Genomic DNA, 14,389 nt, shown 5'->3' on the forward strand with positions numbered 1-14,389 from the left:
TTATCGCACCAACCGCAAATTATGAACCATGCTACGGTATCTGAGGTATTCCGGAATAGCCGGCGGGGTGGTCTACTGGCTCTTCGTTGCCTGGAGCATAAGCCGAAATCCCTGGTTCTCGTTCTTTGAAAACGCCCTCAGCGACCTCGGGGCCGAAGGGGCAACCTCTCCGTGGATATACAACTACGGGCTGATAATCACCGCGGTGTTTGTGTTCGCGTTCTCGCTCTGCCTGATCTTCGCTGCCGGGAACAAGCTCGGGACGGTGGGTGGGGCATACGTCAGCATCTCCGCGATATTCCTTGCACTCATCGGTGTTTTCCCCGGCGGAACGAGGCCGCACGGATTCGTCTCAACGTACTTCTTCGTCCAGTTCTTTCTGGGAGTGCTGGTCTACGGGGCGGGTTCAAAGGATAGGGTTATCCGCTACGGTTCCGGGCTTCTCTTCGCCCTGGCTGTGGTTGGAACGTTTCTCCACTGGCCGTCCGTGGCCCTGATAGAGACCTATGAGATAGCGCTGATAATGGCCTTCACCGTCATCGTCTCGGTTAGGAAGCGGGATTGCGCACCCGGGCTTGGCCAGTGATCCGATGGGAAAAGAAAAGCCTCATATATCCCGAGGTTCAACGTTTAGTGATGAGCCGTATGCTGAATCACAGGAGGAGCGTTCTGGTCATTGCGGTGGGCCTTCTTCTGCTGATTGGAGTTGCCGGATACCTCTCTTTTCTTGAGAGTCACAGGCCGTACCCCAGCGATGTGAGGGGCTCCATCCGAGTTGGCGGGCTGGAGAGGACGTACATAGTACACTTTCCTCCGAATTTTTCTAAGGATGAGCATCCACCCCTTCTGATAGCCCTCCATGGAGGCGGTGGGGCCGGTTTCGACATGGAGCGCCTCACACGGGGCGGCCTTAACACCCTGGCCGACCGGGAGCGCTTTGTCGTGGTCTACCCGGACGGCATAGAGAGGCACTGGAACGATGGCCGGAACCTATCGCGCTATCGCGCGCAGAGGGAGAACATAGACGACGTTGCGTTCATATCGGCGCTCATCGACCTGTTCGTGACGAAATACGGTGTGAACGGGAGCAGGATTTACGTTACCGGGATGTCGAACGGCGGGCTGATGACCTACCGGCTCGCCTGCGAGATTCCCGAGAGGCTGGCGGCGGTGGCTATCGTTGGCGTCTCCATGTCCGAGAACCTCTACAACGACTGCCCCTCCGATAGCCCCCTCCCGATTCTGATGATACTTGGGACTGACGACCCCCTAGTCCCCTGGAACGGCGGTGAGCTCCACTTCGGGCCGATTGAGCTTGGGCGGGTCGTTTCCATCGAGAAAACCGTTGGGTACTGGGCGGTCAGAAACGGCTGCACCGTGAGGCACGAGAGAGAATACCTTCCGGACATCGACCCCGAAGACGGAACGCGCGTCTGGGTCGAGAGGTACTCGAACTGCACCGATGAGGCTGAGCTCGTTCTATACGGTATCGAGGGCGGAGGTCACACGTGGCCGGGTGGCTACCAGTACCTCCCCCAGAGCATCATCGGGAGGACGAGCAGGGACATGGACGCCAACGAAATCATCTGGGAGTTCCTCAGTGGCCACCGGAGGAACGGCTGAGCTCCCAAAAAGTTATACGGCCTTTTTCCACACCCGGTATGTAGGCAGGTGTTCATTGAGGAGGTCTCGCCATGTCTCCTGTGCCGCCACCGATAAGAGGAAGACCCGACCGCTGGAGGGAGCTCACGCCGGAGCTTGCCGAGAGGGCGATAGAGACCGTGAAAAACGCCCTTCCCTTTTTCACCGCTGGAACGCCGATCGTCCATCACGCACCCCATGGCATTCACGTGGATGTCCCGGTCATGTACCTGAGCTTTGCCGTGGACAGGATTCACTACAACCCTGAGACGAAAACCCCGGCTCCAAAGGGCCTGCCGCCGGAGTCTATGGTAGCCGAAGTCAATCCGGAAGAGGTTAGGGAGCGGGTTCAGGCGCTATTGAGCGAACTCAGCGTTCTCAGTGGGGCCGAGTTCCGTGCAGAGGATTGTTGGGTCGTGCCGGTTGCGTGGAAAAGCTTTATAATCCTGCACGTCCGCGTCTCGGCTGATGGCAAGGAGCTCATCCCGGATTACGGCCTTACAGAGGAGGTTAGGAGACACGGCGTTTGAGAGGCTGAAGGGCTTCGTAAGACGTGAGTGGTTCCTCACGGTGCTCCTGGTGCTTTACCTAGTCCTGGTTCTCAACGACCCCTCCCTCCCAGATAGAACGCCCAACCTGGTGGACTGGAGGAGCCTGGCCCTGATAACGTCGCTCATACTCGTCTCAAAGGGTCTTGAGCTGTCGGGAATCTTCACTCGCCTTTCCATTGGGCTCATATCGCTCTCCGGCGGCTCCGAGCGGAAACTGATGCTTCTCCTAATTCCCATCATAGCCCTCTCCTCAGCGGTGATAATGAACGACACCGCGATGCTCGTCTTCATCCCTCTGGTCGTCATCACCGCTCGGCTCGCCGGGATAAACACCGCCCGCGCCGTCACGCTCTCGGCAATAGCGGCGAACGTCGGCTCGGCGCTGACTCCGATCGGAAACCCCCAGAATATCATAATCTGGAACACGTACGGCCTTTCCTTTCTGGGGTTCGTGGGGGCGATGCTGCTCCCCGTGACCCTGTGGCTCGTCCTCATCGTCCTTTTCACGCTCACGATACGGGAAAGGCCAATATCCATCGAGAGGCTGCCCCCAGTGGCGATTAAAACGAGGCTCTTTGCCGCATCGCTCTTCCTTCTGATCGGGGACATACTCCTCACCGAAACCGGGAGGCCGCTCTGGACCCTTCCGCTGACCCTGCTGGTTCTGCTCATCCTCGGCAGGGAGGCTTTGCTGGGCTTCGACTGGGCGCTGGTTTTGACCTTTGCCTTCATCTTCGTGGACTTCGGTGAGGTTGCCCGCCTGATTTCCGGCTCTTCCTGGCTTCCCTCGGGGGGACTAGTTCTCCTCCTCGCCTCTGCCGGTCTGAGCCAGCTCATCAGCAACGTTCCCGCGACGGTGGTCTTCATAGGCTCGCGGCCGGAGTGGTTTCCCCTCGCCCTCGGCGTGAACCTGGGCGGAACGGGGATAATAATCGGCTCCCTCGCGAACCTCATAGCCCTCCGCATCTCTGGAATCGGCATTAGGGACTTCCACAGGTTTTCGATTCCGTACTTTCTGGTGGCCTTGGTGGTTTCGATTCTGATATTCCTGCTCTGACCCTCTGAGGGTTTCGAAATGGGAAGGTTTATAAGAACATTTGCACAACTGCTCAAATGTAGTGGTGAAGAAAATGACCGAGGTCTGCAAGGTGTACGAAGAGCATCTGGACAGAATCCTGGAGGCCCAGGCGAAGCTGCCCGAGGAGGAGAGTATACTCGAGGCGGCGGACTTCTTCGACGCCCTTGGGAACCCCACCAGGCTTAAAATCCTGCTCGCGCTCATGGAGGCCGGGGAACTCTGCACCTGCGACCTCTCTGCGATAACCAAGCTTTCCGTCTCGGCCATCTCTCACCAGCTCCGCATCCTCAAGGACAGGAAGATAGTCGCCTACCGCAAGGATGGCAAGAACGTCTTCTACCGCCTGGACGACGAGCACATCAGGAAACTCCTGAGGACCGCCCTCGAGCATCTCTCGGAGGCAAAGTGATGCCGCAGAAGCTCGTCCTTGAGGGACTCGACTGCGCGAGCTGTGCATATGAGATAGAGGAGGCCCTCAAAAAGGAGGGCTTTGAGTTCGCGCTCGTGAACTTCACAACTAAGGAGCTGGTTATAGAGGGCAACGTCGAGAAGGCCAAGGAGATAGTGAAGAGGGTCGAGCCCGACGTTGAGGTTCTCGAAAAGGATGAGCATGACCACGTCCACAATCACGGTGAGACTGACTGGGGGACGGTTTACTCCATAGGCCTCTCGCTGGTTCTCTTTGCCGTTGGAATCGTGATGCGCTACCACTACGGCATTGACGACTGGGTGGTCTTTGGCATCTTCCTCGCGAGCTACCTGATGGCCGGCTGGCGTGTGCTGAGGAGTGCGGTGATCAACTCCCTCCACGGCAACGTCTTCGACGAGAACTTCCTCATAGCGGTCGCCACGCTGGGAGCCTTCGCCATTCGGGAGTATCCTGAAGGGGTCGCCGTCATGCTGTTCTACGTTGTCGGCGAGTTCTTCCAGGACCTAGCGGTGAACAGGTCGCGGCGCTCCATAAAGGCACTGCTTGCACTCAAGGCCGAGTATGCGAACCTGCTCGGGGACGGCGAGGTCATCAGGGTGAAGCCGGAGGAGCTGAAGGCCGGCGACGTGATCCTCGTGAAGCCCGGCGAGAAGGTTTCCGTTGATGGCGTCGTTATGGAGGGCGAATCCACCGTGGATGCGTCCGCACTGACTGGCGAGAGCGTTCCAAGGGCCGTGCGGGAAGGAGAGGAAATCCTCTCGGGCATGGTCAACCTCTCCGGCCTCCTCAAGGTTCGCGTGACCAGAGAGCTTAGCGAGTCCACCATATCCAAAATCCTTGAGCTGGTGGAGAACGCTAGTGCCAGAAAGGCCAAGACCGAGAAGTTCATAACTCGCTTTGCCCACTACTACACGCCCGCCGTTGTGGGGATAGCCGCCCTAATAGCAACTGTTCCTCCGCTGATAACCGGAGACCCCTTCACTCCCTGGATTTACAGGGCTTTAGTCATACTAGTGATCTCATGCCCCTGTGCCCTGGTTCTCTCCATACCCCTCGGCTACTTCGGCGGCATCGGAAGGGCGGCCAGGGAGGGAATACTCGTCAAGGGTTCCAACTACCTCGACACCCTCAAGGAAGCTAGCATCGTGGCCTTCGATAAGACCGGTACGCTGACAAAGGGCGTTTTCAAGGTCACGAAGGTTAAAACGAGGAACGGATTCAGCGAGGAAGAGATCATCGGGTTCGCAGCTTTGGCAGAGGCCCACTCGAACCACCCGATAGCGAAGGCCATACGCGAGGCTTACGGCGAGGACATCAACGAGGCAGAGATAGTCGAGTACGAGGAGATAGCCGGCCACGGTGTCAGGGCTAGGATAGACGGCGTCGAGGTCATGGTCGGAAACGACAGGCTCCTCCACAGGTTCAAGGTCGAGCACGACACCTGCCACGTTAGGGGAACCGTTGCACACGTCGTCATCAACGGAAAATATGCGGGCTACATAATTATCTCCGACGAGATAAAGGACGACGCCCCGCTCGCTGTGAAGGAGCTCAAGCGCCTCGGGGTCAAAAAGGTCGTGATGGTGACCGGTGACAGCAGGGACGTTGCCGAGGAGATAGCGGAGCAGCTTGGCCTCGACGGGTTCTACGCTGAGCTCTTGCCGGGGGACAAGGTGAGGGTCATAGAGGAGCTTGAAGCGGAAGCCGAGGGGAAGGTTGTCTTCGTTGGTGACGGCATAAACGACGCACCGGTGCTGGCCAGGGCCGATGTGGGCGTTGCGATGGGGGCCCTTGGAAGCGACGCGGCAATAGAAACGGCCGACGTCGTCATAATGGACGACAAACCGTCCAAGCTGCCCACGGGAATCAGGATAGCGAGGACAACCCAGAGGATAGTGTGGCAGAACATAATCTTCGCCCTCGGCGTTAAGCTCGCCTTCATAAGCCTTGGAATCCTCGGGGAGGCGACCATGTGGGAGGCGGTCTTTGCCGATGTAGGGGTTGCCCTCATAGCGGTCTTCAACGCGATGAGGATTCTGAGGTGAGGCTGCCTTTGCTTTCCCCTTTCAGCTCCTTCACCATTCTATAGAACTCGTAAGTCTTCCCTTCAAGCTCTAAGGAGTGCTCCCTCTCAACGGAGTAGCCGAGCTTTTTGTATATGGCTATCGCCCTCTCATTGTCCCTCTCAACGTCTAGGACTATTCTCTCTGCCCCGCTCTCCTTGGCGAGCCTTTCCGCTTCCAGCATGAGGGCCTTTCCGATTCCCTTTCCGCGGAATTCCGGGTAAACGGCGACGTTGCTGACGTAGTAGTCTCCCTTTTCCAGTCTCCCAGAACCCGATGTGGAGCTTATGAACCCTGGAAGCTTCCTCAGAAAATCAAAGCCGAGGCTCTTCATCATCAACCAGCCCGTTCTCTTCTCTTCCCTCTCCTTGACCTTCCAGTCGTAGCTCAGGAGCATTCCGGCTATCTGTCCTCTGTAAATCGCAAAGACGACGTGCTCGTGGCTGAAAAGGTTTTGCTTTTCGAGGAAGAGCCTTCTGAAAAGCTCGGAGAACCTCGGCCCGAGCAGGGCTGGGAAGTACTCGGGCGCGGAAATTTCCATGAGCCTAGCGAAGTGCTCGGCCTCGGTTTTCTTCCCCTCTCCAGCCTTTAGAACTACCCCTACCATGATTACGTTTTGTGGGTCAATGTTTATAACCCTGCTCCAGCCCTTCTGGTTTCCCGGATCTATCTGCTTGGTGGGTCAGGACTCCTATTTTAAAAGTTCAGACGGCTTTGGTTTACATTCTGGTAATAATAAGCCTATTAGGGTCTTAGATCAAATGTTGTGATAGGTGAGTAGGGTGAAGAAAGAAGCCGGCGGCCATGATGGTCATGATATGGGTGCAAATGAACATGAGGGTCACAAAGGCATGAAACACGAGAAACACGAACATGAAGGTCATTCTCATGCAAAGCACCACGAGATGATGATGGAGGACTTCAAGAAGCGCTTTATGGTCTCAGTGATACTGACGGTTCCGATTCTGATTCTGTCCCCGCTGATACAGGACTTCTTCGGCTTCGAGCTGGCCTTCCCGGGAGACCGCTACGTTCTCTTTGGACTTTCCGCGGTGGTGTACTTCTACGGCGGCTGGCCGTTCCTGAAGGGCATGAGGGACGAGCTGAAGAAAAAGTTGCCAGGAATGATGACGCTGATAGCGCTGGCAATCACGGTTGCCTTCTTCTACAGCGCCGCGGTAACCTTCGGCCTGTCTGGAAAAACCTTCTACTGGGAACTGGCAACGCTTATTGACATCATGCTTATCGGACATTACATAGAGATGCGCTCCGTCCTCGGAGCTTCAAGGGCACTTGAGGAGCTTATAAAGCTCATGCCAACCGAGGCTCACCTCGTAACGCCCGAAGGGGTGAAGGATGTCCCCGTCAGTGAGCTGAAGAAGGGTGACGTGGTTCTGGTCAAGCCCGGCGAGAAGATACCCTCCGACGGCATCGTTGTCGGGGGGGAAACGAGCGTCAACGAGGCGATGCTCACCGGCGAATCGAAGCCCGTCTACAGAAAGCCTGGGGACGGTGTCATAGGCGGTTCCATAAACCTCGAGGGCGCGATAAAGGTCAGGATAGAGAAGACTGGAAAGGACACCTACCTGATGCAGGTCGTTGAGCTCGTCAGGCAGGCGCAGGAGACGAGGTCAAAAACGCAGGATCTGGCGAACAGGGCGGCTTTCTACCTCACGCTCATAGCCATAACAGCTGGAACTGTGACCCTCGGGACGTGGCTCTACATCGGCAAGCCCTTCGTCTTCGCCCTTGAGAGGATGGTCACAGTAATGGTCATAACCTGCCCCCACGCCCTCGGCCTGGCCGTCCCGCTGGTCGTCTCTGTCTCGACCTCGCTGTCGGCGAAGAAGGGAATCCTCATCAGGAACAGAGAGGCCTTTGAGAGGGCGAAGGATGTGAAGGTGGTTGTCTTTGACAAGACCGGAACGCTGACAGAAGGGAAGTTTGAGGTGACCGAGGTAATAGCGCTGGACGAGCTCGGCGAGGAGGAGATCCTGAAGTACGCTGCTGCCCTCGAGTCCCACTCAAGCCACCCGATAGCCCAGGGAATAGTCGAAAAGGCCAAGGAGCTCGGCCTTGAGCCCTACGAGGTCAGTGAGTCGAAGGTTCTTCCGGGCAAAGGTGTCCAGGGCGTTATCAACGGCAAAGAAGTCCTCGTTGTGAGCCCCGGCTTCCTGAAGGAGAACGACCTGTGGAGGGAGGACGAGCGCGTTAAGGAGGTCCTAGAGCAGGGTAAGACGGTGGTCTTCCTTGTAATCGACGGCAAGCTCGTTGGCGCTTTGGCACTGGCGGATAGGATAAGGCCCGAATCGAGGGAGGCCGTGAAGAGGCTCCACGAGATGGGTATAAAGGCCTACATGCTCACCGGCGACAACGCCAAGGTTGCAAAGTGGGTTGCTGAGGAGCTCGGCCTTGACGGCTTCTTCGCCGAAGTCCTGCCCCATCAGAAGTCAGAAAAGATAGTGGAGCTTCAGAAGCAGGGATTGGTCGTTGCGATGGTCGGTGACGGAATAAACGACGCCCCAGCCTTGATTCAGGCAGATGTCGGGATAGCCATTGGAGCGGGAACCGACGTGGCGATAGAGAGCGCTGATATAATCCTCGTCAAGAACGACCCGAGGGACGTCATAACCGGGGTACACCTCGCCAAGGCAACCTACAGGAAGATGGTGCAGAACCTTGCCTGGGCGACGGGATACAACACCTTTGCGATTCCCCTGGCGGCAGGTGTGCTATACAGCTACGGAATCCTTCTCAGCCCCGCCCTCGGTGCCCTGCTGATGAGCATGAGCACCGTGATAGTGGCAATAAACGCGAGGTTCCTGAAGGTTTGAGGCCCTTTTACTTTATTTTTTGTGAAAATTTTTGTTCGTTTCTTTTCGTTTTGCTAATGATAAGCCCTATAGGCTTTACCACTGAGTAGTGTTCGAGGAGATCAAAATGATGCTTGAAAACGTTAATCCGGACTTTCTGGTCCACATGGAAGAGGGAGAATGGGGGTGGCACGAGATGATGGGATTCGGCTGGTTTGGAATCTTTGGGGCGATATTCATGTTCCTGTTCTGGATTTTGATAATCGTTGGAGTGGTCTGGTTCATCAAATGGCTGGTGGAACAGGGCTCGGGCGGAAGCACCGGGGCTTCAAAGAAGAGCGCCATTGAGATACTCGATGAGAAGTACGCGCGGGGCGAAATAGACGACGAGGAGTACGAGAAGAGAAGGAGAAAGCTGCTTGAGGCATGACGGACCGTCAGCCACTTTTCTGTTTTTTGGAGGCCCTTTCCAGGTTCTCCCGCGTTTTCTTAAACTCCCTGAGGCAGGTGGGACAGCAGAAGAAGTAGACCCTGTTGTGGTACTTGTACACTATCGGCTCGTCCACAATCTCCTTGCCGCAGTAGTCGCATTTGAAGGGGACCTTTACCTTCGGCGGGTTCGCTCGCTCAAAGCTCTCCAGGATTGGCATTATCTCGATGACCTCAAAGCCGGCCCCCTCGATGACCCTTTTCAGTTCCCCCATGCTCTCGATGGCGATTTTTATGAGGTACTTTCTGCTCGTGAAGCGGTTTATCTCGATTATCTCCTGGAACTCCTCCATTCTCTCGGGCTCGTCCGTTTTGACGATGAGCGCAACGATGTTGTGGCCCCTTATCAGCTGGGGGTTGAGCTTGATGGTGTATCCCTGTATAACCCCCTCTTTCTCAAGCTTTTCAAGCCTAGATTTGACTGTCGGCCTGCTGACGCCGAGCCTCTCGGCAAGCTCCGAGACACTCAACCTGGAGTTGTCCATTAGGAGGTAGATGAGCTTCAGGTCGAGGGCATCGAGTTTCATGTATTTCACCAACCTAACTAAGCTTCCAAACTATAAAAATCCTCTGTTTTGGCCGGATGTCTATAACAACTTGCTAGTATACAACAGGGTATTGAAACTATTCGCAACCAACGATTTGTGATGGACATGACCTTTGCTCCTCCGATAAATCAATAAGGGGAGAAGTCGTTCTAGTGTTATGAAGCGCCTGAAAATCGCAATACCCTACGAAGGGGAGCTCTTCGCTGGCCTTGAATGGTTCCTCGAAGCGATAGAATGGGCCTATGGGGACACGTACTTCACCATAGACACCGACGTCGTTAAGTTGGTGGAGATCAAGTTCAAAGATGGCGTGAACCCGGAGGAGATACTTGAAAGGCTGAGGGTTCTTCCCCATGTGAAGGACGTTAGGGCCTTTCCCCGGAATGGGGGGTATCTGCTCTACATTCGCGCTTCCTTTGAAGCCCAAAGAGAGCAGGCCGGTAGGCTCTTCGAACTCCAGAAGAAGGGCCTCGTTATTTTTGAGGGTGGAACTTTCGTCGGGAGCGAGAGCGTCCTCTCGGTCCTCTGCGAGGAGGGACTCGTTGGGAAAGTGACAAGGACATTCCGGGAAACCTACGGCGCAAGAGTTATCAGCGTTGAGGAAGCGGAAGCGGAGAAAAACCCCCTCTCAAAGCTTACGAAGAGACAGGCCGAGGTTCTTCTTCTCGCCTACAAGAGCGGCTACTTTGACGAGCCTCGGAAGGTCACCCTGCGCGAGCTGGCGGAGATGATGAACCTAAGTCCCTCGACCGTGAGGGAGCACCTGAGAAAGGGGTTGAAGGCAATGCTCGGTGAATTGCTGGAGTAATGGGGTGAAAGCATGAAAAAGAACGTCATGGAAGAATTTTTCAACGTGGAGGCTCCGCACTACCTGAACGAGCCGTTTACGAAGAACACAGAGGAGGAAGTGAACTTCATACTGAGCGAGCTCAAACTTCCGAAGGGCTCGAGGATTCTGGACATTGGGTGCGGTGTCGGCAGGCACTCCATAGAGCTCGCGAAGAGGGGATACCGGGTCACGGGAATAGACATTTCGGAGGGAATGCTCGCGGAGGGCCGAAAGAGGGCCGAGAAGGAGGGGGTAAACGTCGAGTTCATCAGGGCGGACGCCACGAAATTCCAGCGTAGAAGGGAGTTCGACGCGGCCATCTGCCTCTGTGAAGGTGCTTTTTCAATTCTCAGCCACGGGGATAACCCGATAGAGCACGACCTCGCCATACTGAGGAACGTCTACGAGTCCCTGAAGCCGGGTGGAAGATTCATATTAACGGCCCTCAGCGCCCTCAGGAGGCTCAAGAACGCCACGGACAAGGACATAGAGAGCGGGCTCTTCGATCCGGACTCGATGACGTTCCTTGAGGAACTAACCGCACCGAACGGGGAGCGGTTCACAATACGAGAGCGCGTCTACACCCCAACCGAGCTCAAACTGATGCTCATGATGCTCGGCTTTGAAGTCGAGGCAGTCTGGGGAGGCACGGCCGGAAGGTGGGGCAAGAGGAAGGTGGACTTTGAGGATATCGAGATAATGGTCATCACAAGAAAGCCGGGATGACTGACCCGCACATGTGCGGGGTTACCTATAACTATTCCGAATGCCTATCTTTAGCCGGTGAAAACATGCCCGTCATAGAGGTTGCGAACGTTAAGAAGTATTATGGCGATGTTAGGGGCGTGGAGAATTTAACCTTCGAAGTCAAGGAAGGAGAAATCTACGGCTTCCTCGGGCCGAACGGGGCTGGCAAGACCACGACGGTCAAAATCCTGGTGAAAATCCTGAGGGACTACGAAGGGACCGTAAAAATCCTAGGAAAAGACCTCAGGGAATGGGGGAAGGATTATTACAACAAAATCGGCGTCTCCTTCGAGTTTCCGGCCGTTTATTCAAGGCTCACCGCCTTAGAAAACCTCCAGTTCTTCGCGAGCTTCTACAAAAAGCACCTCGACCCCACCGAGGTGCTCAAGATGGTCGGCCTGGAGGAGAAGGCGGACGAACTCGTTAGTGGCTTTTCGAAGGGCATGAAGAAGAAGCTCGACCTCGCGAGGGCTCTGCTCCCTGACCCGGAAATACTCTTCCTTGACGAGCCGCTCGAAGGCCTCGACCCGGCGAGCGCGAGGAGGATAAAGGACCTGCTCCTGGAGATGCGCGAGAGTGGAAAGACGGTCTTCCTGACCACCCACAACATGTACGTGGCCGACGAGCTCTGCGACAGAGTAGCTTTCATCGTGGACGGCTCCATAAGGCTGGTGGACAATCCCGGCGAGCTGAAGGTGAAGATGGGCAAGCGGCTCGTTAAGGTGGAATACGTCGCCAACGGCAGTGTTGCCGTGAAGGAGTTCCCGCTCGAAGGAATAGGCCAGAACGAGGAGTTCCTCAGAATCATCAGGGAGCACGAGGTGAGGAGGATAAACACAGAGGAGCCCACCCTGGAGGAGATATTCCTAAAGGTGACGGGGAGGAGGCTCGTATGAGGAATATCGTCAGAACGAACATTGTTCTCGGGGTGAGGAGCTACGTCTACCCTATATACCTGCTCGTGGCCTTAGCTTATGGCCTCATGCTCCTTGCCTTCCCGAAGCGCTACCTCCCGACGATGGTGCCGCTCTTCCTCCTCTTCGAGCCGGGGCTCGTTGGCTTCATGTTCGTCGGCACGGAGATATTCGCCGAAAAGAAGGACGGCGCGATAGGCGCTTTGGCGGTCACGCCGATAGACTGGAGGAGCTACATCCTGGCCAAAACACTCCTCCTGAGCCTGCTCTCAGTCATCGGGGCAGTGCTCATAATGGCAATGGGCACCCGCTCCCTCAACGGGCTTCCGTATGTGGTTGTTGGGACCTTTCTCGTCTCCATAGTTTACACGCTCCTTGGAATAGCGGTCTCGGCCAAATACCGCGACCTCGACGACTACTTTATCCCGATACTGGGGGTTATGGTGGTCTCGCTCCTGCCCTTCGCGCACTACCATGGCTATCTGACGGGTGAAGTCTGGAAGGTCCTCTATGCAGTCCCAAGCTATCCGGTGATATACTTCTTTAAGGCCCCCTTCGAGGAGATAGCGGCGGGAACGCTGGTCTATTCAGCGGCAGCCCTGCTCGCCTGGTCTGGAATAGCCTATCAGCTCGCTAAAATCCGCTTTTACAGGTATGCTGTGGAGGGATTGAGATGAGCTTTGTGAGGAAGTTCCTTTCAATCTACGAGACCGACCTTAAGCTCCTCCGTAGGGACCCCATGCTTGTCTATTCCGTGGCAATGACCCTCGTGCTCCTCCTTATCGTCCGGTACTTCAAAGACCGTATTGGAGTTTACTACCCGCTGCTCGCCCTGCTGATGATGCTGTTCATCCCCATGATATTCGGCATGGTGCCCGGTTTCATGATGGCGGACGAGAAGGAGGACAAGACCATACAGGCCCTTCAGGTGATTCCTATCTCAAGCGAGGCCTTCCTCGCCTACAGGCTTACGTGGGCCTCTGTGGTTACGGTGGTAATGACCGGCCTCGCACCCACAATCCTCGACATTGAAATCTCGCGGAACGGCCTGCTGGCGCTCATGGCGCTCTTCGTGCTCGAGGTCTGGATTTACGGACTGCTCATCACGGTGTTCTCGGAGTCGAGGATGCAGGCGCTGACGGTATCAAAAGTCCTCGGATGGCTCCTCTTCCTGCCGCCGCTGATAAAGCTGATCGTGGAGTGGAGGGACCTCTCAACCGACTGGAGCAAGTTCACAGCTTTCCTCCCCACCTACTGGCTCTACAGGGTCTTCGAGGGGATAACCCTCAACGATTACGGCGACTTTCCGACCGCTGTGGTTGTGCATCTGGCCTGGCTCGTTCCGCTGGTGGTGCTGTTTAGAAGGAGGGTGCTTTAGTCTGTTTTACTTTTGAGAACATGAAAAGAATGGCTAAGAAAGGAAAGAAGCTCACTCAAGCTTCTTGTGGCAGAACCACCAGTCGTAGCACTCAATCTCTCCGCGGGCCTTGGCCTCCTCGCGCTCCTTGATGGCGTCGACGGTGCCGGCCGGCGGAACGATGGCGCGGTCGCCGATGAGCTCGTTGTTGGGCCACTTGTGCGGCAGGGCAACGCCCTTCTCGGTGCTGGTCTTGAGGGCCTTGACGAGCCTGAGTATCTCGTCCCAGTCCCTGCCGACCTCGGCTGGGTAGTAGACTATCGCGCGAATGACGCCCTTGTCGTCGACGATGAAGACCGCCCTGGCGGTTATCGTGGCACCGCTCGGGATCATGCCGAGGGTCTCGGCGAGGTCACCGCGGTCGTCGGCGATGACCGGGAAGGTTATCTCCTCACCGAGGTTCTCCTTTATCCACTCCATCCACTTCAGGTGGCTGAAGACCTGGTCAACGCTCAGCCCGATCGGCTCAACGCCGAGCTTCCTGAACTCCTCGGCGCGCTTCTGCATCGCGTAGAACTCGGTCGTACAGACCGGGGTGAAGTCGGCCGGGTGGCTGAAGAGAACGAACCACTTGCCCTTCTCAGTGAAGTAGTCGGGCAGCTTTATCCTGCCGTGGGTGGTGTTGACCTCAACTTCCGGGAACTTTTCTCCTATCACTACCATTTTCCATCACCTCATTTTTCTATGTTTTCTTCACTATAAACCTCATTGGTTCGGATATATAAACCTTTCGGTTCGTCTAACGGTATTAACTTTGTCGAATATCCAAGAATTTTAAGAGGTTTAAGGATAGGCGTGCAAAGAATGCCCATCATTGGTTGTCACAGTGAGAGATTGAAGGGGAAGGCATTGTCGAAAAGCTTGAAGAA

General features: G+C 55.8%; 16 protein-coding genes. 13 read left to right on the forward strand and 3 right to left on the reverse strand.

The features are described 5' to 3' along the window. Positions 1–28: 28 nt before the first annotated feature. The 6 genes from A3L10_RS01665 to A3L10_RS01690 all read left to right on the forward strand — a co-directional run bounded on the left by A3L10_RS01665 (position 29) and on the right by A3L10_RS01690 (position 5,745). A complete protein-coding gene (locus A3L10_RS01665) occupies positions 29–586 on the forward strand; it encodes a DUF998 domain-containing protein (RefSeq protein WP_088866106.1) in 558 nt (185 codons plus the stop codon). A 50-nt stretch (positions 587–636) separates the two neighbouring features. Further along, a complete protein-coding gene (locus A3L10_RS01670; RefSeq protein WP_088866107.1) occupies positions 637–1,623 on the forward strand; it encodes an alpha/beta hydrolase family esterase in 987 nt (328 codons plus the stop codon). A 71-nt stretch (positions 1,624–1,694) separates the two neighbouring features. Next, complete coding sequence (locus tag A3L10_RS01675) at positions 1,695–2,171, forward strand: hypothetical protein (RefSeq protein ID WP_088866108.1); 477 nt, start codon at positions 1,695–1,697, stop codon at positions 2,169–2,171. Further along, a complete protein-coding gene (locus A3L10_RS01680; protein ID WP_232461001.1) occupies positions 2,110–3,249 on the forward strand; it encodes an SLC13 family permease in 1,140 nt (379 codons plus the stop codon). The genes A3L10_RS01675 and A3L10_RS01680 overlap by 62 nt, the downstream gene beginning before the upstream one ends. Positions 3,250–3,322: 73 nt before the next feature. Beyond that, positions 3,323–3,679, forward strand: a complete 357-nt coding sequence (locus tag A3L10_RS01685) for an ArsR/SmtB family transcription factor (protein ID WP_014011732.1) — start codon at positions 3,323–3,325, stop codon at positions 3,677–3,679. After that, a complete protein-coding gene (locus A3L10_RS01690; protein ID WP_088866110.1) occupies positions 3,679–5,745 on the forward strand; it encodes a heavy metal translocating P-type ATPase in 2,067 nt (688 codons plus the stop codon). Before A3L10_RS01685 ends, A3L10_RS01690 begins: the two co-directional genes overlap by 1 nt. Here the strand turns inward: A3L10_RS01690 and A3L10_RS01695 are convergent. Then, positions 5,720–6,370: a GNAT family N-acetyltransferase gene (locus tag A3L10_RS01695; RefSeq protein ID WP_088866111.1), complete on the reverse strand. Its 651-nt coding sequence runs from the start codon at positions 6,368–6,370 to the stop codon at positions 5,720–5,722. The two genes, A3L10_RS01690 and A3L10_RS01695, sit on opposite strands and share 26 nt — an antisense overlap. Positions 6,371–6,614: 244 nt before the next feature. Here A3L10_RS01695 and A3L10_RS01700 point away from each other — a divergent pair, with 244 nt between their 5' ends. Both A3L10_RS01700 and A3L10_RS01705 read left to right on the forward strand, forming a co-directional pair. Further along, entirely contained in the window at positions 6,615–8,597 is a 1,983-nt protein-coding gene (locus tag A3L10_RS01700) for a heavy metal translocating P-type ATPase (protein ID WP_198362079.1), read from the forward strand. A 106-nt stretch (positions 8,598–8,703) separates the two neighbouring features. Further along, complete coding sequence (locus tag A3L10_RS01705; RefSeq protein ID WP_088866113.1) at positions 8,704–9,006, forward strand: SHOCT domain-containing protein; 303 nt, start codon at positions 8,704–8,706, stop codon at positions 9,004–9,006. Between the two features lie 7 nt (positions 9,007–9,013). Here A3L10_RS01705 and A3L10_RS01710 read toward each other — a convergent pair whose 3' ends face one another. Further along, positions 9,014–9,592 carry a TRASH domain-containing protein gene (locus tag A3L10_RS01710; RefSeq protein WP_088866114.1) on the reverse strand — a complete coding sequence of 193 codons (579 nt, stop codon included), beginning with the start codon at positions 9,590–9,592 and terminating at the stop codon, positions 9,014–9,016. A 178-nt stretch (positions 9,593–9,770) separates the two neighbouring features. Between A3L10_RS01710 and A3L10_RS01715 the strand changes: the two genes are divergently transcribed. From A3L10_RS01715 to A3L10_RS01735, 5 genes are all read left to right on the forward strand, one after another. After that, complete coding sequence (locus A3L10_RS01715; RefSeq protein WP_088866115.1) at positions 9,771–10,421, forward strand: helix-turn-helix domain-containing protein; 651 nt, start codon at positions 9,771–9,773, stop codon at positions 10,419–10,421. Positions 10,422–10,433: 12 nt separating this feature from the next. Then, positions 10,434–11,168, forward strand: a complete 735-nt coding sequence (locus A3L10_RS01720) for a class I SAM-dependent methyltransferase (RefSeq protein ID WP_088866116.1) — start codon at positions 10,434–10,436, stop codon at positions 11,166–11,168. A gap of 65 nt (positions 11,169–11,233) precedes the next feature. Next, positions 11,234–12,085: an ABC transporter ATP-binding protein gene (locus A3L10_RS01725; protein ID WP_088866117.1), complete on the forward strand. Its 852-nt coding sequence runs from the start codon at positions 11,234–11,236 to the stop codon at positions 12,083–12,085. After that, positions 12,082–12,780 (forward strand): fluoroquinolone export ABC transporter permease subunit, encoded by a 699-nt coding sequence (locus tag A3L10_RS01730; protein WP_088866118.1) that lies wholly within the window; start codon positions 12,082–12,084, stop codon positions 12,778–12,780. The genes A3L10_RS01725 and A3L10_RS01730 overlap by 4 nt, the downstream gene beginning before the upstream one ends. Then, positions 12,777–13,481 (forward strand): ABC transporter permease, encoded by a 705-nt coding sequence (locus A3L10_RS01735; RefSeq protein WP_088866119.1) that lies wholly within the window; start codon positions 12,777–12,779, stop codon positions 13,479–13,481. The genes A3L10_RS01730 and A3L10_RS01735 overlap by 4 nt, the downstream gene beginning before the upstream one ends. Before the next feature lie 51 nt (positions 13,482–13,532). On the opposite strand, the gene A3L10_RS01740 is transcribed toward A3L10_RS01735, so the two are convergent. Next, a complete protein-coding gene (locus tag A3L10_RS01740) occupies positions 13,533–14,183 on the reverse strand; it encodes a peroxiredoxin (protein ID WP_088180518.1) in 651 nt (216 codons plus the stop codon). Positions 14,184–14,389 lie beyond the last annotated feature (206 nt).

The organism is Thermococcus radiotolerans, from assembly GCF_002214565.1.
Taxonomy (GTDB): Archaea; Methanobacteriota_B; Thermococci; order Thermococcales; family Thermococcaceae; genus Thermococcus; species Thermococcus radiotolerans.